This window comes from Peribacillus sp. AS_2 (assembly GCF_026891895.1).
In the GTDB taxonomy this organism is placed as follows: Bacteria; Bacillota; Bacilli; order Bacillales; family DSM-1321; genus Peribacillus; species Peribacillus frigoritolerans.
Genome location: NZ_JAPTGA010000017.1, coordinates 1 through 21,884 on the forward strand (window position 1 = coordinate 1; position 21,884 = coordinate 21,884).

A 21,884-nucleotide genomic window follows, 5' to 3' on the forward strand; every position below is an offset into this window, starting at 1 on the left:
CTCGATGAAAGTTGAGTTTGTCTACAGTTTTTTATGGCTTGTACAATTTGGACGTTGCTTTCCACTCCAGGCACTCGCTTTCCGCGGGCGGTCCGGGAGCCTCCTCGGCTTTCGCCTGCGGGGTCTCCCCTGGACACGCTTTTCCCGCAGGAGTCTCGAACACCCGTTCCAATCAACTTTGTTTTAACTTTTAGATAGAACACTTTTGCCTAGAGTCATTTTTGTTTTAAAATAGAAGTATTAGAACCTGAGGTAATGAGGATGCTTTCTAAACATGATTCTATTCAGCGAGATCACTTGAATAGAGGCTGCCATTGACTTCACTTTCATTTATGACTTGGTGAAAGATATGTAATCAGTAGGACGCCCAAGTTATTGATCCAGTTATTTTAATTAAACTGACTTTCATTCAATATTCCTTCGGTATTCGTTCCATGCGTAAAATGATTGAAGAAGTTGAAACAAATATGGCTTACCATTGGTTCTTAGGTTATGGTTTCCATGATAAAGTACCTCCTACTCCACGTTCGGGAAAAATTATAAGCGACGCTTTAAAGATACAGAACCTGTTTGAACAGATTTTCAATCGCATTTTAATGACAGCTACTAATAAAAAGTTAATAAGTGCTGAACACGTTTTCGTGGATTCCACACATGTGAAAGCCAGTGCGAATAAACGGAAATTTGAAAAGAAAACGTCTTCAAGAAGAAATCATTCCAGATCGTGAAAACCATGGAATTACAAGCTACCTATTTAAGAGAGAAATCATACCCGCTTTACATTATACACATCCTCGGACAAACTTCCGCAAACAGGACTATGTCGATGAATATATTGATTGTTACCTTTACCCTTCGGGAGAGCTATTAAAGTACTCAACAACAAATAAATAGGGCTATCGCGAGCATAAATCCCCAAAACACATCTGTGCAACATGCTCATTTTTATCTCGGTGAACAGAAAGCAAAGACGGTCAAAAAGTGGTGACTCGGCATATCTGGCATACATATGTGGAAGAAGCAGATCATATGCGTCATCATCAAGATGTAAAACCTATATATGCGAAACGTAAAGAAACGATTGAGCGTGTATTCGCAGATGCAAAAGAAAAGCATGGTATCCGTTGGACTTCTTTAAGGGGACTTAATAAATTGTCGATGCAGGCGAAAGGGGTTCGGAATTTTTAATTCCGAACCCCTTTTGCTTTATTTCGTTTTTGATTTTCTTATTTTCACTGCCCTTGTTACCGGTTGTTTTTTAATCCACTTTAAATATTTTTTTAATGCTTCATCATCTTTTAACAAAAGCACGGTATTTAGTCGGATGGCCAGTTCTCGGTTTGAATACAGTGCGTGAATCTGTTTGTGGCAAGATTTACAGAGATAGGCTATGGGTAAATGGCTTCCGCCAAATTCTCTAGGTGTTAAATGATGGATGGTCAGTTCTATCTCATACCTGTCACAAAGCTCACAAGTACCTATCATTACATTACTCGGCCAATTATGGCTTTACTGATTTTCCTTCTTCAACAATATGAAACATCAAATGGGCAAGATGATGGATTGGTCCGTACTCTTCATTGTCATCATCTTCTTCATCCTCCACTTCCACTTCATCCATCCCTTGTAAATAAAGTGCCATGAACTCATAAAAATCATTTTTAGTAAAGGAGTAACAATCACTTGGATCCTGATTATCTTCTTCATACTGTAAAACTAGATGGGATAAATCACCCTCATCATCTTCAGCATCAAAAAATACGAAATAACCGATATTTGTATCCAGTTCAAATAATCTGCGAAATCCGCGTGATGTTGCTTTTTCAAACTCAGCCGACGTCAATTTTTGCACTTGCATGCTGTCTACATTATCTTCTTGATGAAAGCCCACGATAAATGTGTTCATAATCAAACCTCCTGTTGAATATGGATAACCATTAGTATCCCCATTTAACCGAATTTATTCCATTTAGAGGTTTGTTTCTAAAACGACCGGGCAATGATCGCTGCCCATGACATCGCAGTGAATGTTTGCCTCTATTAAAGAATCCGCCAGACGTTTTGAAACAATGAAATAATCGATTCTCCACCCAATATTCCGCTCCCTGACTTTTGCCATATATGACCACCAAGTATAAGAGCCTTCCTGGTCTGGATAAAAATGGCGAAATGTATCGATAAACCCTGAATCAAGTAATTCAGTCATCTTTCCACGTTCTTCATTTGTAAAACCGGAATTCCCAATATTGGGTTTTGGGTTTTTCAAGTCGATTTCCTGGTGTGCGACATTGAGGTCACCACAAAAGATAACCGGCTTCACCAGGTCCAGTTCCTTAAGATATTTTATCATCTCATCTTCCCATTCGAGACGGTAATTCAATCTTGATAAATCCCTTTTTGCATTGGGGGTATAAACATTCACCATATAAAAACTCTCGAATTCCAGTGTTATGATCCTGCCTTCCGGCTCCTCTTCCAGCTCTCCTACACCATATTTCACTGAAAGCGGTTTTTCCTTCGTGAAAATGGCTGTGCCTGAATATCCTTTTTTCAGTGCATAATTCCAATATTGATGGTACCCTTCCAACTCAAGTGAAATCTGCCCTTCTTGAAGCTTAGTTTCTTGAAGGCAGAAAATATCTGCATCCACGTCTTTAAAGTAATCTAAAAATCCTTTTTTAACACAAGCCCTAATTCCATTAACATTCCAGGAAACCAATTTCATATTATCTTAAATTCTCCTTATGGCAATTAATTTCTTTACATTTCAACTATACTATTTATCTGCTTTTTTTCCCATTAGAGTACATTCGAAAACAATCTGGCAAATGATTCTTTTGAACGTTCCAGTAAACCACGATTGTTATACCCGATAGGATCTAGTTTGTCACTATCCATCATATCCTCTTTGTAATGAGTGATGAGATCTTCAATGGTACGGCTGCCCATAAGAAAGACATTCACTTCAAAATTCAGGTGGAAACTCCTCATATCCATATTTGCCGTTCCTATGGAAGCCATATCACCATCTACGATAATAATTTTCTGATGTAGAAAACCTTTTTTGTACGAGTATACCTCTACGCCGAATTGAAGCAGCTCACCGAAATAGGAGCGACTGCCGTATTGGGTTAAAAACCCATCATTTACTGCCGGAACCATAACCCTAACTTGTATCCCCTTAATTGCGGCATGTTTAATTGCTGCTTTAATCGCTTGATTTGGTACGAAGTATGGACTTGCAATCCAGATTGATTTTGTGGCGTTCGTGATAAGTGAATAGTAAAAATCACTCATGATCCCCTGTTGTGTATCAGGTCCGCTCGCTACCACCTGGACAGCTCCATCCCCTTGTACCACTTTATTCTTGAATTCTGGACGTCCTTGCAATACATCTTCGCCGCTGACATATTCCCAATCCAAAAGGAAAACGGTATGAAGCATATATACCGCTTCACCTTTAAGGATCATATGTGTATCTCTCCAAAAACCAATGCTTTTATTTCGGCCTAAATATTCCTCTCCTACGTTTAAACCTCCTACAAAGCCAACTTCCCCATCTATGATGATGATTTTGCGGTGATTCCTAAAATTGAATTTTTGATTGAAAAAACCGTGTTTCAATGGCGAAAAGGGATAGGCTTTAACCCCTGCATTTTTCATCCGTTTAACCTCATTATTTGAGAGGCTTAAACTTCCTGCCGCATCAAAAATGAATAAAACCTCCACACCATTTTTTGCTTTTTCAATAAGGATATCTATAATTTCAGTACCAAGCCTGTCGGACCGAAAAATATAGTATTCAATATGGATGAATTTCTCAGCTTTTCTTAATTGTTTTATGATTTCTGTAAACGTTTCGTTGCCATTTTTCAATACTTCCGTTTTCGATGATGTACTAATGGTGGTCTCAGATGCATTTTTGGCAAAAGCTGCGAATGATTTCTGATGATCATTCAAGAACGATAAATCTGGAGAGGATACCTGTGTAACAAGACTCTTCCATTCTTCTCGATCTTTTTTCCTTTTACTTCGGAATAAATACCCCTTTAAATAGAGCTGACCTGAGAAAAGATAAAATACATATCCAAATACCGGGAAAAACAAAAGCACATACATCCATAAAAGTGTCTCGTGGGCAAATCTATTTTCGAGCATTAGTGAAAATAGGGTGATAAACATGACCAAAATATATAATCCAATAAAAAATAGCTTCACGTCGAAGCTAACTGAAGTGAACAGGATCATATAAACTGAAGCAATTAATATAAATAAAAATACAATTTCCATCCTTCTTCTTTTCATCTTTTCATTCTCCTACACAGCAATATTTTATATATAAATATCATATACCCATATTTGATGGTAAAAGAAACAAAACACTTACGAAAACCATGTTCGCAAGTGCTTTGTGTATTACCTATCCAGTTATCACTTCATGACAGGAATCAAACTTTCATACAGCTCCATATACTTTAATGACGATGATGTCCAACTGAAGTCTAACTTCATTGCATTTTCGGCCATTTTCCTCCATCTTTTCGGCTGGAATTTGTACAGGCCAACAGATTGCTCAATTGTATGGAGCATATCGTGTGCATTATAATTCGTAAAACTGAAGCCATTGCCTTCACCAGTAAATTGGTTATACGGTATGACCGTATCACGAAGTCCGCCAGTTTCCCTCACTAAAGGCAGTGTACCATAACGCAGTGCCAAGAGTTGGCCGATACCACATGGTTCGAATTGTGATGGCATCAGGAATAAATCAGAACCTGCATATATCCTTCTTGCTAACCCCTCATCAAAATATGTATGGACTGAAACCTGATTTGGATATTGGTCAGCTAAATGACGAAATGCCGATTCATATTGCTCTTCACCCGTACCTAAAAGAATGAATTGAACTCCTTGGTTCATCATTTCATGAAAAACATGGAGAACAAGATCTATTCCTTTTTGATCAACAAGCCTCGTTACCATTGATAAAATCGGGACGTCATCATTGACAGGAAGACCCAGCGATTCCTGTAGCTGACGTTTATTCTCCATCTTACCCTCATAAGAATCAAATGGAACAGCAAGATGTTCATCTGCTGCAGGATTATATTCCTCATAATCGATTCCGTTGATAATCCCTTTAAGTTCACCTTTTCTCTTACGTAAAAAACCATCCAGATTTTCCCCGAAATAAGGTATCTGAATTTCTTCCGCATAACTTGGGCTTACCGTTGTGACTATGTTAGAAAAAGCCAGGCCGGCTTTCAAATAACTTACATTCCCATGAAATTCAAGACCATCGATATTAAAATATAACTCACTCAAATCGAGTAATTCAGCTAATACAACTTTAGGATAAACTCCTTGATAGCGTAAATTATGTATCGTAAATATCGTTTTAATATCTTGATAGAATGGATGGTTATGATAATGGGCTTTCATTAAAACGCTGACAAGGCCCGTTTGCCAATCATGGCAGTGTATAACATCCGGTTTTTCTTCCAAATAGGGTAATGCCTCTAAAATGGCACGGGAAAAGAAGGCGAACCTTTCGCCATCATCGAAGAAACCATAACTACCATGCCTTTTGAAATAATATTCATTATCCAGAAAATAATATGTAATTCCGTTAGCAACAAGTTTTTCGATGCCGCAAAATTGCTGGCGCCAGCCAACAGGAACTTCAATACTCGTCATATGTTCCAATTCCTGTTTGAATTGGTTAGGAAGATCCCCGTATTTAGGTAGGATGACACTTACATGGACTCCCTGTTTTTTCAGCGCTTTCGGGAGCGCGCCTATAACGTCTCCGAGCCCTCCCGTTTTTATAAAAGGGGCGCATTCTGAAGCAGCAAATACAACATTCATTGCCGCACCTCCTCTATCCTCTATTAAATTACTTCCGCTTTTTTTATTACAGTAGGCTGTTTTAAACCAATGACTGATTTTTCACTAGTAACTCTCACTTCTTTATCAGTTATGATATTTTCAACGATGGCTCCTTCTTCAATCACGCCTTTTTGCATGATGATGCTATTTCTTACTATCGCACCCTTTTTCACCTTTACCCCACGGAAGAGTATACTGTTTTCGACAATCCCTTCAATATCACAACCATTGGCTATCAATGAATTGGTAACCTTCGAAGAACTTGAGTATTTGGTCGGTGCCTCATGTTTGATTTTCGTATAAACATCCCAAGTATCCCCGAAGAAAGAACGGATTACCGAAGGGTTCAGGAAATTCATATTACTGGCATGAAAGCTTTCAATCGAATGGATGAATGGCATATCACCTGTAAAGTTATAGCCTTTTACGGTAAAACGATGAAGATTTGCTTTCACAGCGTCTTTCAAAAAGTCATATTCCCCACTGGCAACACAGCTTTTGATCAAATTCACCAATAGCGATTTACTTATGATGAAAGTTTCTAGACAAACATGGTCACCAGGTCTAGGGATTGTATAAAAGCTAATGTCAGTTATGTCTTCATCCGAATCTACCGAGCAGGTGTGATAGATTGGTTTTTCAATCAATTCCCCTACATAATCCTTATATACCACCGTGATATCCGCTTTATGTTTTTTGTGATAATCAAGCACTTCATTAAAATCCAATTTGCATACATGGCTTCCTGGGGAAATGATGACAGTATCTGCCTCTGCACGTTCGAAAAAGCTGAGATGATCATAAAATTGCTTCATATCGCCTGTTACCGTTTCATCCGGATGGATAGGGGGCAAGATGTATAAGCCTCCTGAACGCCGATCCAAGTTCCATTCTTTACCTGAGCCAAGATGATCCATAACTGAAAGATACTTTTCTTTTGGGAAAACGGCTACTTTTGAAACATCTGCATTAATGAGATTCGACATAGTAAAGTCAATCAAACGGTAGCGTCCACCAAATGGCACAGATGCTACATTACGGTGAGCAGTCAGATCTTTTAAATGTTGTCTTTCATTGATTAAGTTTATAATACCCAACACATTTTCCATAGCATCTTCCCCTTTTTCTAGTTAAGAGTGATCTTTTTTTTGTTTGGATTGATAATGGTCTGATTTTCACCAATTAAGGTAATATCGGATGTCACCGCTGAATTGCCAACTACGGCACCATCTTCTATAACACAATTACTAGCTATGATGCTTCTTTCTATATGAACGTTTTCACCAATCGTGACATTAGGCATGATGACTGAATCTTTTATGGTTGAACCATAGCCCACCTGTACATTATAGGATAAAACCGAGTGTTCAATGTTCCCATGTATCATGCATCCTTCATTGATAAGCGACTGACTGACCTCGGCATCCGGTGATATATATTGCGGTGGATGATTTGCATTGCGGGCAAAAATTTTCCATTGCTGATCATTCAACTGGAAATTTGGCGTATCCTCCAATAAGTCCATATGTGCCTGCCAAAGGCTTTCGACCGTCCCAACATCTTTCCAATAATCATTAAAACGGTAGGCATATAGCTTTTTTCGATCTTCAAGCATTTTTGGAATGATGTTGCTGCCAAAATCGTTGGAAGAATTTTCGTCTTTTTCATCATTGATTAAATACCGTCTTAGGGTTTTCCAATTGAAAAGGTAAACTCCCATGGAAGCAAGATTACTTTTTGGGTATTTTGGTTTTTCGTCAAATTGTGTGACTTTATCATCATCATTGGTATTCATGATTCCGAAACGACTTGCTTCCTGCCACGGCACTTGAATGACCGCTATTGTTGCCTCTGCATTTTTTTCAATGTGATAATCCAGCATCTTACTGTAGTCCATCTTATAAATATGGTCACCAGAGAGAATCAGTACATGTTCCGGATCATAGTTATCAATGTATTGGATATTTTGATAAACAGCATTTGCCGTCCCTTTATACCATTCACCGCCTTCTTTCCCTTGATAAGGGGGAAGTACGGAAACTCCGCCAACATCCAAATCAAGGTCCCAAGCTTTGCCATTACCAACATAATCATTTAGAATCAATGGCTGGTATTGGGTCAGTACCCCAACCGTATCTATACCAGAATGAGTGCAGTTACTTAATGGAAAATCGATGATTCTATATTTACCGCCAAAGGGAACAGCTGGTTTTGCCAAACCAATTGTCAATTCGCCTAACCTTGAACCCTGGCCTCCTGCCAATAACATTGCTATCCATTTTTTCGCTCCCATTATTCGGTCACTCTCCCCCGTCTTTTTTTTGTTTGCTTCATAAAAATAGAAATGCCTAATGGAGGTACAGTTATTTCCATGCTGTATGGTTGATTATGGTATGGTATCTTTTTGACATTAATGGGTTCTTCATTGATCTGACCCGATCCTCCGAAAGCTGCTGAATCACTGCTGAAAACTTCAATATATTTGCCTTGCGATGGTACACCTATTTGATAGTGAGCATGAGCCTGTGCAGAAAAATTACAGACAACAATGCAATAATCGCCTTTGCGTTTACCTTTTCTCATAAAAGTAATGATACTTTGTTCACTATTGTTCGGATCGATCCATTCAAAACCTTCCTGGACATGATCCAGTCTCCAAAGGGAGGAAGTTTGGCTGTAAAAGTCCTGAAGGGTACGGAAGTAATATGCCATCTTTTCGTGGGATTCATATTCCAAAAGCAGCCAATCCAATTGTTCCTCATCTTTCCATTCTATGAATTGGCCAAATTCTCCTCCCATAAATAGAAGCTTCTTCCCAGGATGCGTCATGAAATACCCAAAAAGTAACCGTAAATTTGCAAACTTCTGCCAATAGTCACCTGGCATTTTATTCAATAATGACTTCTTGCCATGAACCACTTCATCATGTGAAAAGGGCAAGACGAAATTTTCTGAAAAAGCATAGAAAAATGAAAATGTTAAGAGGTTATGATGATATGGCCTTTCATTTGTTTCAAGTTTCATATAACGAAGGATATCGTTAGTCCATCCCATATTCCATTTGTAATTAAAGCCCAGGCCGCCTATATCGGTAGGTGAAGTTATTAGTGGCCGGTCTGTCGCTTCTTCAGCCATCATTAATGCATTGGGATATTTCTTAAAAACCACTTCGTTAAGTTTTTGTAAAAATTGTATGGCTTCAAGGTTTTCCTCACCGCCAAACTGGTTTTTCAGCTTGACCGGCAATGGATTATCATGATTCAAGTAAACCATTGACGATACCGCATCGACACGGACCCCATCAATATGGTATACATCCATCCAAAACATTACATTTGATATAAGGAAACTTATTACTTCTGGTTTAGTAAAATCAAAGTTGTATGTCCCCCATAACGGGCGATCTGCTCTCGTGTAATCAATTGGTTCATAGAGAGGCGTACCATCAAAACGGGAAAGTCCATGCGCGTCTTTACAAAAATGGGCGGGAACCCAGTCAAGGATTACACCTATGCCCTTTTGGTGGCAAAGGTTAATTAAATATTTAAAATCTTCCGGTGAACCGTACCGACTGTTTACGGAATAATAACCTGTGACCTGGTAACCCCACGATTTATCAAAAGGGTGTTCCATTATGGCCATGATTTCAATATGTGTAAAACTATTATCAATCACATATTCAACTAATCTATCAGCCAATTCACGGTACGAATAAAATTCACCATCTTCTTTCTGTTTCCATGTTCCTGGGTGCACTTCATAAATGGACATGGGTTTTTGATAAATATTTTCCTTTTTCCTATCGGCTATCCACTTCGAATCTTGCCATTCAAAATTATCCAGCCTTTTAATGACCGAAGCAGTATTTGGTCTGACCTCAGAATAAAAGGCATATGGATCGGCTTTTAGGATACGTTTATTTCCGGGTGTATGTATTTCATATTTATAGATTTCCCCTTCTTGTAATCCTGGTACGAACAACACCCAGATACCTGAACGCTCGATCCGTTTCATCGCATGATCTTTTCCGTCCCAATTATTAAAATTACCGACTACTGAAACTTGCTTGGCATGGGGGGCCCAAACGGTGAAGCGTACTCCTTCATTACCTAATGTTGTCACAATGTGTGCACCAAGCATTTTATAGCTTTCATAAAGGGTGCCTTCATGAAACAAATACAAATCGAAATCGCTTGGATAAATCTCTTGTAGCTGGTCAATAATTGTACTCAATAAAACCCCTCCATCAGTATTAACTCGATAGTATTTTACCCATCCTTCCCCAGTTATTATATATATTCGATGAAAATGATATTAATCCTTCAAATGGAGGTGAAGTTATTGTTATAAATAGCCGTTTTTTTGTAAATCTAAACACTTTTTTAAAGAAAAAAGACATTTATTGTAAAAAAAATATTATACCAAGAAAAACTCTTCCCTTTTTTTAGGAAGAGCTTTAAGGTATCCAGTATGAATGCTTCATGTTATTTGTTCATTTCGAATCATGGAAGTCTTCGTCAAGAATAAATAGGATAATGAGACTGACCATGCCAAAGGAGTATTCCCGTTTGGTAAATTACTGCCTCCAATATATAACTCAGGAACTTCCCAATTTTCCGGAATGATCATTTTTGTTTTATCTATATATTCATTAACTTTGTTCATCATGCCGAGTTCAAGGTAGCATAAGCCCAACCATGGAAGCCCGAAACACCATTCCGCTTCTTGACCGTCATTATAATAAAGGTCCTTCTCATATCTAATGCAACCATTTGTTCTTTCTAGTCTTTCTGTGACATTCTTCAATATTTCAAGTGCTACTTCACGGTCTACCAGCCGATACGGATATATCAACGATAAAAGGGCTAAATCCGTCTCTTTTGAATAACTTTCCCTTGGAAGCAGGAAACGAAGTGTTTCTTCTCCCTTTTTAATCAGTTCTTCCTTGACGTTTACCAGCATTTTAACTGAATTCAATCCAGCAACACATGCACCTATGCTTGAAGCGTGGATTTCTATATTTTCTTCCCACATCCCGTTATCTTCCGACTGCCAATATTGCAGGCATTCCAAGTAATTGACCAGCTTTTGGACAATTTCTAAATCACGTTGGTTTCTTATCACCTTTTTACCATGCCTATATCCTTCACCGACACCCCATAAAAAGGCACCTACCGCATCATTTTGGGCATGCCCCCACTCATCGGGCAGTTCTTTTAGCTCAGTGGAATACCTTGCATGGATATGTTCAAATAGAAACTGGGGTTTTTGCACCGTATGAATATCTATCTTCCACTCATAGGTTTGAAATAAGTCGAATAAAGCATGATATGCTTTTTCGTAACGATTGGACGGATCATTTATAAAAGGTATTACTGTATAAACGACATCCCTTATCCAGACATAATTATAATCATCGGAAACGCTTGCAGTATATGCACCATTAGGAAGCCGCATGCGATCAAGAACCTCTAGGGCACCATTAACATTCATCAATTGAACACCTCCATAGTTATTTGCTTATTCCCATTGTAGACAGACTCCCGTTTTCTAAACGTTGGTTGTTTCATTTTCAATTAGAAGCGCTTTCATTTCTGCTAACCAAAACGACCATTCAGAAGTACATTCACCCTAGTTTATGTAATCACTGGCCATTTTGATAATCAAGCTTCCAATGTTCATTAAAAAGCGTCATTTGCCTAACCGTAATGAACGAACTCAAAAAGGTGCGGTTTATGAAATATGTTCTTGGGAAATAAAAACCCAGTAATGGCAATCCATTACTGGTTATATCGGCCTATCATTAAAATGTTTAGTAATCATTAAAAGAAATTTAGTAATTTCATCAAGGAAAGCAAGCCAATCATAACCGTAGCCAATCGTCTTCTCGTAAAAACGGCAGCCAGGAAAGCTGTAAAAAGATTCGGCCAAATCCAACCCATTATCCTAAAGTGAAAAGACCTGTTCTATATGCAAAAAGCGCCGCCATTAAGGCTACTTGCTCATGCTTTAGCCAATCGATGCACCATTCAGGAATCTGCATATTACTAAGCAACGCCAAAAGATCGATTCTAGGTATGAAAGTCCCTATCGACGAGCCTGTTAGCAAGACCGATACTTAGGTATCCCATAAAATTGATATACAAAAAATTCACCATCTTTGACCTCAGAAAAGCCACGCTTTTCCATTTTAGCATTATCCTGACTCATATAATTTCACCGTTGTTTTAATAAGTTTCTTCAATTGCTTTTCAGCTGGCGAAGCAGAATGGGCAACTCACTATATATTTCGATGATCTCATTTATCGGCATTCTAACTAAACCGCTGGAAGAAGGGGCAACGAATTCCATGGTCTCATTGGATGTGGTTTCTTCTTGCAGCCCCCATGAGATTTTTCGTAATTGACGATATTCCTGATAGACACCCTTTCCTACAAAACAGACAAGTTTAGGTTTATACTTTTCTATTTTCCTTTTTAATTGTTTCCTTCCTTTGATGTACTCTTCTTTAGTGATATCGTCCGCTCCTTTTGTAGGCCTGGAAACGATATTGGTAAAACCATAACCTAAATCCAGCAATGACGAGTCTTCAGTCGGTTCATATTTCCTTGGTGTCAGCCCGGATTCGAAGAGGATTTTCCAAAAGCGATTATTTGGATTCGCATAATGATGACCAGTCTCACCTGAACGAATGCTTGGATTGAAACCTACGAACAAAATATCCAAATTTCCCTTTAAATGATCAGAGATGCCTTCCATATTAAAACTCCTTTTCAAATTTGCTATTTAATCATTGTACAAAACTGAAAAATATTTAACTACCTTTTGAACGGTGACGGCTCCATAGTATGGGTGCATACCTGACAAATTGTATTTAGAAGACCTATTGCTCCTAAAACATTATGTTCGCCTTCACTGGACACACTGCCAGACATTAGATATGAATAGGATACCATAGTGGAGGTAAAGATTTTTTTCCAAGGAATAAACCGGTTTTTCCGATGTCCCGGCATAATGCAAAAACCTGCATGCTTTTCAAAGCTTGCAGGGATTTAAATTAAAGGATATCCGCGATTTTTTTTCATGTACTCATCGTCGGAAATGACAGAAAGCTAAAGGACATTAAGAATATGGCTGAGTGCATTCAATTTGCCCAGTCATTTACTAGTAGTGATTTGAAGACCAATTGTAGGCACGGGGAGGGTTATTGGGGAAACCAAGACAAGCGAAAGACCCGTTATTTCTGGTGAAATCACGGGAATTTTTGGACGCTGAATTAGCCTCCATCAATCAAAAGCCGATATCCAAACAGGCAGGGATTTAAATTCGATAGAGTAAAAGAAGTAGTTCCTCCTATTATATTATGTGAAAGTGTAAATCACTCATTTGACCAGTAGGAGCTATAAATTATTGATTCTGCTTCTGTTCTAAAATCATTCAAATCTCTCCGATGGCTTACTTTAGTAAGGGGTACTATGAATTCTTATACATTGGAGTGATAAGTCTCTCGATTTTTAGGAACCCTTAAAAATGGTAATGAATCTATTAAATAAGATCAAGATCCTTTATTAAAACCGCAGCAACTTTATAGTCGCAATTCCATTTGGCAAACGAATTTACTCGTAGGCACATACATACCTACGAGTTTATTTACGCATCGGAATTTGCAACTTGTGTACATTCGCTTCTTTCAAACTCGGAAATCAGGAAACATTCTGGCGGTGTTCGATATGATCATCTTTTCTCGCATTGGCCATTTTATTGATGGTAAGGAGAATTCCAGAAAACCATATTATCACGATGCCAGTATAGATGTATATATGGGCTTCAATCGGAATCCATGCAGCTAATAATGTTCTTACATTGATTAAAATAATGAAACCGCCCACTAAAACACCCATTAATTGAGCAGGAAGCATCCTGACGAGCCAGGCTGCAATTGGTGCGGCAACCACTCCTCCAATTATCAACGCTACGACCCAAAGCCAATTGACAGCTTCCCATCCAAGAGAAATGATAAAGCCAAGACTTCCAAAGAAAGCAATGGCAAATTCGCTCGTATCTACAGTTCCTACAGCCTTTCTTGCCGTCATTCCTTTTTTTGACAATAAAACGGGTGTTGCAATGGGTCCCCAACCGCCTCCGCCTGTTGCATCACAAAAGCCTGCAAAAAGGCCTAACGGAATGGATTGTTTTGCTGTCAATGGCTTTACGGTTTCATTTTCCTTTGACGGTTTAAAAATAAATAAAAAGCGGAATAAAACGTATACACCAAGACCAAATAAAAATATGGCAATATACGGTTTTGCTAATTCGGCTGGCAGGTTACTCAGGAAACATGCACCTACAAATGCACCAACAGAACCTGGAATGATCAAGCGATAGACCATATTTTTATCAACGTTCCCAAACTTTATATGTGAGGCTCCGGATACTGCTGTGGTCACTACTTCCGATAAATGAACGGATGCTGATGCTACTGCAGGGGCAATCCCGAATGTCAACAATAAGGAAGTGGAACTCACTCCATACCCCATTCCAAGCGAACCATCGATTAATTGGGCTAAAAACCCGATAAAGGCCAAAACGATTAACTTTTTCATGACATTCCCCTTTTTTCACTAAAATAGAACCTATATCATCGACCCGATGGTACCGTTTGCCTGTATACATCATTTAGATTTCCTTTAAGGCACAAAGAGGCACCTAACCAAAATGAAATGACATGTTGGTTAGGTGCCTTCAGTTTTTCTGATCAGCCCAATGATATATTTTCTTCAGCTTCTACTGGTAAAAGCCTAGCTAAAAAACGATATCTTTCTTTTAAGGAATATTTATAAATATCCTCTATTGAATCTTTCAATAATTTAGATTTTTCTTCTTTTGAAAATGACCCATTCTTTATAATCATTCTTGCTTCAAAAAGGAATTCAAGATATTCTTCATATGATTCATCATATACTTTACCTAGGTCATTCCGTATTTTTTTTGCGAGCGTTGGACTTGCTCCATTGGTAGAAACACTTATGGAAAGCATGCCTCTATTCAATGTGGCCGGTATATGAAAATTTCCCAACTCATGATTGCTGATTACGTTAACCAACTGACTTTCGGATGCATTCTCGTAAACTCGTTCATTTACTTTAGTAGAATTGGTAGCAACAATGATTAAAAATGCATCATTATAGTCAGTTTCTTCCACTTCTTTAAGTAAAACCCGAATCTTACCTTCTTTCTCCAACACTTGAAAACCTGTGCATATTTCGGGGCTTACGACGGTAACTTCAGCACCAGCTTCCAATAAGGGGCCCGCTTTAAAGTAAGCTATTTTACCGCCGCCGATGATGACACACTTTCTGTTCTCGATATTAAGCGTAATTGGATACATAGGCTCCCTCCCCACTCACTTCATGAATTCGTTCTGATATTGCTTGTTCAATCTTTGGGTGATAACCTAAATATCGGCAAAGTATGATTCTTTGCTTCCCCTTTTTTTGGATCTTTTTTATACTATTTTCAATCGACTGCATTAAGAGACCTGTAAACAATAAGTAAGGAATGATAAATACTTGGTTTGATCGAGATTCCACCGCAAATTCCAACGCTTCTCCAAAGCTTGGTGTGGCAGCTGTCAAATAACACTCTTGCACCCGGATTTTTGGAAACCTGTTCCTTAGCAAAACGGCCAATCGAGATAAATCCCTTTTCACGTCGGGGTCACTGCTGCCCCTTCCAACCAATAATACCAAGGAATCCTCTGTAACACTTACATTTGTTTCCTCCAACCGTTCCACTAAAATGTCAACCATTTTCTCGCTGACACCAATCGGCCTTCCGTATTTCAAGCCAACAGCGGGGTACCGTTCTTTCATTTTATTCAATATGACTGGAATATCATGTTTTGCATGTACAGCTGTCAGCAATAGAACTGGAATGGCCAATATGCTCGTCGCACCTTTTTGGACGCATCGTTCGTAGGCATCTTCAATCGTAGGAGTTTCCAATTCCAAGAAGCAATACTCTTGAATGGAATATGGCTGTGCTTGCATACAAACTTTAATAAAATCAATGGCTTGGGCTGAAGCTTCTTTAACACGGCTGCCATGGCAAATATATAAAATGGCTTCCATTAAAAGGCCTCATTCGCCAACAAATTTTCGGTTTGTTTTCCTTCAAACCATTTGATTTTTTCCCGTAAATTAACGACATCCCCCACGACGATCATGCAAGGATTCGAAATTTGTTCGTTATTGGCGGTTTCCACTACTTTAGCCAACGTACTGACAGCTGTTTTTTGCGTTGTTAATGTACCCCAATGAATAAGGGCTACCGGAGTCTCTGGGCTTTTTCCATGTTCCAAAAGTTTTCCTTGAATATATGGCAGGTTTTTAACACCCATATAAATGGCTAATGTATCGATTCCTTTTGCAAGGGATTCCCACTTGATATTATCCTCTTCATCTTTTTTCCGATGACCGGTAACAATTGCAAATGATGAAGCATGGTCCCTATGTGTAACGGGAATTCCTGCATAGGCTGTAGCAGCGATTCCAGCTGTAATTCCTGGTACGATTTCAAAGCTCACGCCACTTTTGGCAAGGGCTTCCGCTTCCTCACCGCCTCTCCCAAAGACGAATGGATCGCCGCCTTTCAAACGGGTGACTATTTTTCCCTTTTTTGCATATTTAACGAGGAACCGATTGATTGTATCCTGCTGCAACAAATGATAATCCGGCAGTTTACCGCAATTAATCAGCTCGACACCGTCTTTTGCATGATTCAAAAGTTCTTTATTGACAAGTCGATCATATAAAATGACATCAGCTTCTTGGATGCATTTTAATCCTTTTAATGTAATTAAATCTGGATCTCCGGGACCGGCTCCTACTAGATATACTTTCCCCATTTTTGCATCCTGCCTTCCCTTAGAGAATTGTTTCGAATTCCGATAAAACGAAACCTGCTCCATTTTTAATTTTCCTTTTTTCATATAATGAGATGTCAACCACTTCAGGCATTTTCAAATAATGCTTTTCCAGCTCGATATCAACAAGATCAAACGCCTTTTCATCTGAATCGGCAACAATGATGACATGAATTGGTCTTTCCTTGATAGTGACTTCAAAACGGTATAGATTCATGGAATGCTTACCTTCCCCAATTAAACGGCCACTTCCGCTAATATATCATCAAGTTTACTTTGTAATTCGTCTACCCCTACCCTTTCCACAAAATCGAGAAAGGTTTCGGAAAGAAGTTTAGTTTCTTTGAAAAATAGGATCATTTCTTTCAGAACATGATGGAGCTTTTCAGCTTCCACTTTTCCTTTAAGCTTTTCATTGAACTTCCCGCCCTCATTCAGCGTTCCTCCAACGTATATCTCAAAAGCCTCGACCATCTTTTTATCCTGGTTTTTCATTTTTATGCCTTGCAGCCCTATTTCGGCGATGGCTCTTTGACCGCAATTATTCGGACAGCCGACCATATGCATCCTTACAGGCACATCGAGATCTATTTCCTTGTCCAGTGATTCAGAAATGGTCCTCATTCGGTTTTTCGTTTCAACTAGAGCCAGGTTGCAATACTCGATGCCTGTACACGAAACGGAGTACCCAATGAATTTCTTTGGTTGATATGGAAATCTTTCGAAGATGGATTCCTGCTTTAATTCCTCAAGTTTTGCATCCGGCACATTAGGAATGATTAGATTTTGAGAATTACAGTTGCGGATTTCACCATTTCCATATTTTTTTGCAAGTTCGGCAAACTCGATCACTTCGTCTGGGTTTAGACGACCAACTGGTATATTGACGCCAACATAGTTCAAACCATCTTGCTTTTGTTTATGGATGCCGTAGAAATACCCTGCATTCCATCCCTTCACCGCACTTTCTCCCTTTTCAGGAAGCGGACCGGTGTATTCCAGCAATTTTTCCTTGAATTGTTCAGGACCCCAGTCAGCGACAAGGAATTTTAAACGTGAGCGATGACGCTTTTCACGGTACCCAAAGTCACGGAATATCGTCGTGATGGCGGCAGCCACTTCCACAGTTTTTTCAGGTAAAATGAATAAGTCAAGTTCTTCTGCCAGCATCGGAACGGAGGAAAGCCCACCCCCTACTTTTACGTGAAAACCGACTTCCGTTACTCCATCAATTACTTTAGTTGCTGGATTGAATGAAACACAGTTGATTTCAGCATTTGAAGCATTATGGATATTGGCACTTATGGACATTTTATATTTCCTCGGAAGGTTCGAATAGTCTTCGTTAAGGCGGAAATACTCAAATACATCATAAAGTACCTCGCGTGTATCAAAAAGTTCATCAGGATCGATGCCTGCCAATGCATTACCGATGATATTACGGGTTATATCACCACAAGCTCCAGCCGTAGTCATTCCAACCTTTTCTAAACGATTCAATATATCCGGGACCTGTTCGATGGTCAGCCAATGGAATTGAATGGCTTGACGGGTTGTAATGTCATATACGTCCCTCCCGTAATCTTTAGCGATGTTAGCTAGAGTTATTTGTTGATCATAAGTCAGGATACCTCCGGGAATAACGACTCGCATCATCCAATAACCAGCTTCTTTTGGCCGTTGCAGATATAAACCTGCCCACTTGAACATATCCCATTTCTCTTTAGGGATGGAATCAAACCCATTTGCTGCGTAATGTGGAATATCATCAAATATCTTCAAGCCGTCTTTTTCCAATTTCCAGATTTCCGTTTTATTTTTAGCGATTAGTGGATTTTCCGACCAAAATTTCTCGTAAACCATTACATTTCCTCCTTGATTAAATCGCTTTCTTTGCTGTTAAATAACCGATTACCTGTTCAACGCACTCTTCAATGCTGTATTGGTCGGATTCTAAAATGATTTCCGGTTGTTCAGGTTCTTCGTATGGAGAGTCGATTCCGGTAAAATCTTTAATGATGCCTTTACGGGCCTTGTCATAAAGCCCTTTTGGATCACGCACTTCGCACTCTTCGATCGGACACTTTATGTATACTTCAATAAACTCCCCTTCTTCGAGTAAATCACGTACAATCTGCCGATCTGCCCTGAAAGGTGATATGAAAGCGGTCAATACGAACTGCCCACTATCCACGAATAACTTGGAAACCTCACCGATCCGCCTAATATTCTCGGTTCTATCTTCTTCAGAAAAACCTAAATCTTTATTTAAGCCATGGCGGATATTATCACCATCCAAAACATAACTTCGAATATTCCGATTGTATAACTCTTTAGCGACCGCGTTTGCAATCGTTGATTTTCCGGAACCCGATAGTCCTGTAAACCATAGAACCGTGCTTTCATGCCCGTTCTGCTTCCGTCGGTGCTCCTTGGTCAATGACGTCTCATGCCATGTGACATTCGTACTTTTACTCATTTGATAATCCCCCTCTTCATGTGGCCCTTCCATTTATGTCCAATCAGTTATAAACTTCATTTTTTTTTAGACCTTCTATCAATACCTCGATGACTTCCTTACGGCTAAAGGTAGCTGGAGGAATTTCTCCATTACGCAACATTTCCCTTACCTTCGTTCCAGACAGTATGACATGGTCTTCCTTGCCATGCGGACAAGTTTTAGCGGAAGCCATATTGCCACATGCTTTACAGTAAAAACTATGTTCAAAGAATAATAGCGTAATTCCTAACTCATCTGCGTTAAAGTTCCCGAAGATTTTTTGAGCATCGTATGTGCCATAATAATCGCCCACACCCGCATGATCACGTCCGACGATAAAATGGGTGCAACCATAATTTTTACGGACCATCGCATGGAAAATGGCTTCTCTAGGTCCTGCATAACGCATGGCAGCAGGGAAAACTGCAAGGGAGACGCGATGCTTAGGATAATATTTGTCAAGCAGCACTTTATAGCTTTCCATTCTTACATCTGCCGGAATGTCATCTGATTTAGTGGCACCGACGAGAGGATTTAAGAATAAGCCGTCGACGATTTCCAATGCTGTCTTTTGAATATATTCATGTGCACGGTGAACAGGGTTCCGCGTTTGGAAACCGACAACCGTTTCCCATCCTTTTTCAGCGAAAGCCTTCCTTGTCTCGACTGGGTCCAAATAATGAGCTTGAAATAGCGGACGCTCTATTCTCTTGATCAACTTTATTTCCCCGCCGACATATACATCCCCGCGGTTATATAAATTTTTCACTCCAGGATGCTTCTCATCATCTGTTTGATATACCAATGTCGCTTCCAATTGCTTATCTGGAGTGTAAATATCAGAAACGGAGAGAACCCCGTATGTTTCACCATCATGGGTTAATGTTACTTCTTCACCTATAGTAAGGTTTCCTGCAGTTTCTTCGGTCAAAGGCAGCGTAATCGGGATGCTCCATACATGTCCGCTGCTAAGCCTCATATCCTTTACCACTGTCTCATAATCACTTTTTGTAAAAAATCCTTTAATCGGGCTGTAGGCACCAGTCCCTATCAATTCAAGATCGCTTAAAGCAATTTCATCGATTTCGATTGACTTCGTTATTTTACTAAGATCATATTTTGGTTCCCAAAGATCGATTAATGTTCCTCCGTGCGGTAAACTGATTGTCATGCTAATTTCCCCCTATGGTTTCTATTTATTTAAGCCTATAATTTCTATTTATTTAAGATAAATGCAATCCGCATTCCGTTTTTTGAGCCCCTTGCCAACGGCCTGAGCGTAAATCATCTGCATTGAAGGCAGGTGCAGTACACGTTTTACATCCAATGCTCGGATATCCATTATCATGCAGGACATTATATGGAAGTCCATTTTTGTGGGCATAACGCCAAACATCTTTCCATGTCCAATGTATGAGCGGGCATATTTTAACTGATTTGAACTTATTATCCTTATTGATATACTCGGTCTTAGCCCTTGTTTCGGATTGCTCCCTCCGCAGTCCCGAAAGCCAGGCTGTTGCCGATGAAAGCACATCTGTAAGCGGAACGATTTTACGGATGTTACAGCACTTATTGGAATCACTAAGCCATAATTCATCGCCATATTCCGCCGCTTGTTCCTCAAGCGTCAAGTCAGGTTTCTTCATTTCGATCAAAAGCTTCGGATATCGCTTCTTCACTTCCTCGATCAATTGGTAAGTTTCCTCAAAATGAACATCTGTATCAAGGAAAACTATTTTTGCCGAAGGATTGACCTTCGCCAATAAATCCGTAAGCACGATGCCTTCAATACCAAAACTGCAAGCATAAATCAGTTTGTCTCCATAATGGTCATTCGCCCATTGCAGAACTTCCAAAGCACCTTTTGTCTCAGTGTCTTCAGGAAATACAGGGAAGTCCCCTGTATTGAAATTTTCATAGTTTATTAATGCAGCCAACTTTGTAGCCCCCTCTAAAAACTTGCTGTATCAGGTTAGAGTAACTGTTGATCAATTCCCGTTGTAATCTTCCCCGGGTTATTTGAATCTAGGAAAAAGAGACGAATCTAACCAATACTCTCTTTATATCAGTTAAACCCGCCTCTAGTTTTTCTAGTCAGCAGATACCTTATTTAATTCTTAGTTTTTCATTTCTCTCCATTTGAATGATTTTACCATCCTGGACAATAAGTGTAATGGATCCATATTTCATTGAATTAAGCATTTCTTGAAGTCGTTCAAAAATTTCTTCAAGCTGATTCTCTTTATTCAAACCAGTTCCTCCTTTAAGAAAACCCGCGAATATTTTATTTTAAATTTTTTTGATTTATATAATTCCATACAACCTTACATTGTTATGGTCTGCCTAAAATTTTCACAAAAAACAAAAATCTTTCCATGATGGAAAGATCGCAAGGTAAATATCTTTACCTTATCTTCCAAAATGATCAACATTTTGTTGGAGTTAGCACCTTGCATCCATCATGCAGGTTGCCGGACTTCAAAGGGCCAATTCCCTCCGTCGCTCTGGATAAGTTTTATTATTTTAAATATTAACATATATTTAATCCTTGTCAATGGAGTTTTCTTA

General features: G+C 39.1%; 21 protein-coding genes, 1 pseudogene and 1 riboswitch. Of the genes and pseudogenes, 1 reads left to right on the top strand and 21 read right to left on the bottom strand.

The genetic code is table 11. From position 1 onward, the window contains the following. Positions 1-301 precede the first annotated feature (301 nt). Positions 302-1,188: pseudogene (locus OTG27_RS26850) on the top strand (transposase); the annotation flags it as partial. Between the two features lie 18 nt (positions 1,189-1,206). Here OTG27_RS26850 and OTG27_RS22740 read toward each other — a convergent pair. The 21 genes from OTG27_RS22740 to OTG27_RS22835 all read right to left on the bottom strand — a co-directional run bounded on the left by OTG27_RS22740 (position 1,207) and on the right by OTG27_RS22835 (position 21,566). Continuing rightward, a complete protein-coding gene (locus tag OTG27_RS22740) occupies positions 1,207-1,485 on the bottom strand; it encodes an HNH endonuclease (RefSeq protein ID WP_268938228.1) in 279 nt (92 codons plus the stop codon). A gap of 16 nt (positions 1,486-1,501) precedes the next feature. Continuing rightward, positions 1,502-1,906, bottom strand: coding sequence for a hypothetical protein (locus OTG27_RS22745; RefSeq protein WP_034306917.1), 405 nt, complete (start codon positions 1,904-1,906; stop codon positions 1,502-1,504). Positions 1,907-1,969: 63 nt separating this feature from the next. Continuing rightward, entirely contained in the window at positions 1,970-2,725 is a 756-nt protein-coding gene (locus tag OTG27_RS22750; RefSeq protein WP_268938229.1) for an exodeoxyribonuclease III, read from the bottom strand. Positions 2,726-2,799: 74 nt separating this feature from the next. Beyond that, positions 2,800-4,305, bottom strand: a complete 1,506-nt coding sequence (cls, locus tag OTG27_RS22755; protein ID WP_268938230.1) for a cardiolipin synthase — start codon at positions 4,303-4,305, stop codon at positions 2,800-2,802. Between the two features lie 126 nt (positions 4,306-4,431). Further along, a complete protein-coding gene (gene glgA / locus OTG27_RS22760; RefSeq protein ID WP_268938231.1) occupies positions 4,432-5,868 on the bottom strand; it encodes a glycogen synthase GlgA in 1,437 nt (478 codons plus the stop codon). Positions 5,869-5,891: 23 nt separating this feature from the next. Beyond that, entirely contained in the window at positions 5,892-6,998 is a 1,107-nt protein-coding gene (gene glgD, locus OTG27_RS22765) for a glucose-1-phosphate adenylyltransferase subunit GlgD (RefSeq protein ID WP_057277565.1), read from the bottom strand. 17 nt (positions 6,999-7,015) lie between these two features. Beyond that, positions 7,016-8,182 (bottom strand): glucose-1-phosphate adenylyltransferase, encoded by a 1,167-nt coding sequence (locus OTG27_RS22770; protein WP_034306925.1) that lies wholly within the window; start codon positions 8,180-8,182, stop codon positions 7,016-7,018. After that, positions 8,182-10,122 (bottom strand): 1,4-alpha-glucan branching protein GlgB, encoded by a 1,941-nt coding sequence (glgB, locus tag OTG27_RS22775; RefSeq protein ID WP_241636245.1) that lies wholly within the window; start codon positions 10,120-10,122, stop codon positions 8,182-8,184. Before glgB ends, OTG27_RS22770 begins: the two co-directional genes overlap by 1 nt. Positions 10,123-10,368: 246 nt before the next feature. Further along, positions 10,369-11,382, bottom strand: a complete 1,014-nt coding sequence (locus tag OTG27_RS22780) for a glycoside hydrolase family 15 protein (RefSeq protein ID WP_098936436.1) — start codon at positions 11,380-11,382, stop codon at positions 10,369-10,371. A 448-nt stretch (positions 11,383-11,830) separates the two neighbouring features. Next, the gene (locus tag OTG27_RS26795) at positions 11,831-11,998 is read right to left on the bottom strand and encodes an AzlD domain-containing protein (protein ID WP_374941284.1); all 168 of its coding nucleotides are present in this window, start codon (positions 11,996-11,998) and stop codon (positions 11,831-11,833) included. A 131-nt stretch (positions 11,999-12,129) separates the two neighbouring features. Beyond that, positions 12,130-12,648, bottom strand: coding sequence for a mismatch-specific DNA-glycosylase (locus OTG27_RS22785; RefSeq protein ID WP_268938232.1), 519 nt, complete (start codon positions 12,646-12,648; stop codon positions 12,130-12,132). 944 nt (positions 12,649-13,592) lie between these two features. Beyond that, positions 13,593-14,492 carry a sulfite exporter TauE/SafE family protein gene (locus OTG27_RS22790; RefSeq protein WP_098864581.1) on the bottom strand — a complete coding sequence of 300 codons (900 nt, stop codon included), beginning with the start codon at positions 14,490-14,492 and terminating at the stop codon, positions 13,593-13,595. A 152-nt stretch (positions 14,493-14,644) separates the two neighbouring features. After that, the gene (locus tag OTG27_RS22795; RefSeq protein ID WP_095679687.1) at positions 14,645-15,277 is read right to left on the bottom strand and encodes an NAD(P)-binding protein; all 633 of its coding nucleotides are present in this window, start codon (positions 15,275-15,277) and stop codon (positions 14,645-14,647) included. Then, positions 15,258-16,019, bottom strand: coding sequence for a sirohydrochlorin chelatase (locus tag OTG27_RS22800; RefSeq protein WP_268938233.1), 762 nt, complete (start codon positions 16,017-16,019; stop codon positions 15,258-15,260). The genes OTG27_RS22795 and OTG27_RS22800 overlap by 20 nt, the downstream gene beginning before the upstream one ends. Beyond that, entirely contained in the window at positions 16,019-16,795 is a 777-nt protein-coding gene (cobA, locus tag OTG27_RS22805; RefSeq protein ID WP_057277558.1) for a uroporphyrinogen-III C-methyltransferase, read from the bottom strand. The genes OTG27_RS22800 and cobA overlap by 1 nt, the downstream gene beginning before the upstream one ends. A 19-nt stretch (positions 16,796-16,814) precedes the next feature. Next, positions 16,815-17,030: a DUF3906 family protein gene (locus OTG27_RS22810; RefSeq protein ID WP_268938234.1), complete on the bottom strand. Its 216-nt coding sequence runs from the start codon at positions 17,028-17,030 to the stop codon at positions 16,815-16,817. Between the two features lie 20 nt (positions 17,031-17,050). Continuing rightward, the gene (locus OTG27_RS22815; RefSeq protein ID WP_034306938.1) at positions 17,051-18,676 is read right to left on the bottom strand and encodes a nitrite/sulfite reductase; all 1,626 of its coding nucleotides are present in this window, start codon (positions 18,674-18,676) and stop codon (positions 17,051-17,053) included. 16 nt (positions 18,677-18,692) lie between these two features. Beyond that, positions 18,693-19,292, bottom strand: a complete 600-nt coding sequence (gene cysC / locus OTG27_RS22820; protein WP_048680807.1) for an adenylyl-sulfate kinase — start codon at positions 19,290-19,292, stop codon at positions 18,693-18,695. Between the two features lie 43 nt (positions 19,293-19,335). Further along, entirely contained in the window at positions 19,336-20,484 is a 1,149-nt protein-coding gene (gene sat / locus OTG27_RS22825) for a sulfate adenylyltransferase (protein ID WP_268938235.1), read from the bottom strand. Positions 20,485-20,536: 52 nt separating this feature from the next. Continuing rightward, on the bottom strand, positions 20,537-21,253 hold the full coding sequence (locus OTG27_RS22830) for a phosphoadenylyl-sulfate reductase (protein ID WP_057277554.1): 717 nt from the start codon (positions 21,251-21,253) through the stop codon (positions 20,537-20,539). A 169-nt stretch (positions 21,254-21,422) separates the two neighbouring features. Continuing rightward, positions 21,423-21,566, bottom strand: coding sequence for a YezD family protein (locus OTG27_RS22835; RefSeq protein ID WP_082609336.1), 144 nt, complete (start codon positions 21,564-21,566; stop codon positions 21,423-21,425). A gap of 156 nt (positions 21,567-21,722) precedes the next feature. Then, positions 21,723-21,831, bottom strand: a riboswitch (SAM riboswitch). Positions 21,832-21,884: the final 53 nt, after the last annotated feature.

Bases quoted from the DNA above. Each gene is read 5' to 3' on its own strand.
- OTG27_RS22740 (WP_268938228.1), bottom strand. From the start codon at position 1,485: ATGATAGGTACTTGTGAGCTTTGTGACAGGTATGAGATAGAACTGACC.
- OTG27_RS22745 (WP_034306917.1), bottom strand. From the start codon at position 1,906: ATGAACACATTTATCGTGGGCTTTCATCAAGAAGATAATGTAGACAGC.
- OTG27_RS22750 (WP_268938229.1), bottom strand. From the start codon at position 2,725: ATGAAATTGGTTTCCTGGAATGTTAATGGAATTAGGGCTTGTGTTAAA.
- cls (WP_268938230.1), bottom strand. From the start codon at position 4,305: ATGAAAAGAAGAAGGATGGAAATTGTATTTTTATTTATATTAATTGCT.
- glgA (WP_268938231.1), bottom strand. From the start codon at position 5,868: ATGAATGTTGTATTTGCTGCTTCAGAATGCGCCCCTTTTATAAAAACG.
- glgD (WP_057277565.1), bottom strand. From the start codon at position 6,998: ATGGAAAATGTGTTGGGTATTATAAACTTAATCAATGAAAGACAACAT.
- OTG27_RS22770 (WP_034306925.1), bottom strand. From the start codon at position 8,182: ATGGGAGCGAAAAAATGGATAGCAATGTTATTGGCAGGAGGCCAGGGT.
- OTG27_RS22780 (WP_098936436.1), bottom strand. From the start codon at position 11,382: ATGAATGTTAATGGTGCCCTAGAGGTTCTTGATCGCATGCGGCTTCCT.
- OTG27_RS22785 (WP_268938232.1), bottom strand. From the start codon at position 12,648: ATGGAAGGCATCTCTGATCATTTAAAGGGAAATTTGGATATTTTGTTC.
- OTG27_RS22790 (WP_098864581.1), bottom strand. From the start codon at position 14,492: ATGAAAAAGTTAATCGTTTTGGCCTTTATCGGGTTTTTAGCCCAATTA.
- OTG27_RS22795 (WP_095679687.1), bottom strand. From the start codon at position 15,277: ATGTATCCAATTACGCTTAATATCGAGAACAGAAAGTGTGTCATCATC.
- OTG27_RS22800 (WP_268938233.1), bottom strand. From the start codon at position 16,019: ATGGAAGCCATTTTATATATTTGCCATGGCAGCCGTGTTAAAGAAGCT.
- cobA (WP_057277558.1), bottom strand. From the start codon at position 16,795: ATGGGGAAAGTATATCTAGTAGGAGCCGGTCCCGGAGATCCAGATTTA.
- OTG27_RS22810 (WP_268938234.1), bottom strand. From the start codon at position 17,030: ATGAATCTATACCGTTTTGAAGTCACTATCAAGGAAAGACCAATTCAT.
- OTG27_RS22815 (WP_034306938.1), bottom strand. From the start codon at position 18,676: ATGGTTTACGAGAAATTTTGGTCGGAAAATCCACTAATCGCTAAAAAT.
- cysC (WP_048680807.1), bottom strand. From the start codon at position 19,292: ATGAGTAAAAGTACGAATGTCACATGGCATGAGACGTCATTGACCAAG.
- sat (WP_268938235.1), bottom strand. From the start codon at position 20,484: ATGACAATCAGTTTACCGCACGGAGGAACATTAATCGATCTTTGGGAA.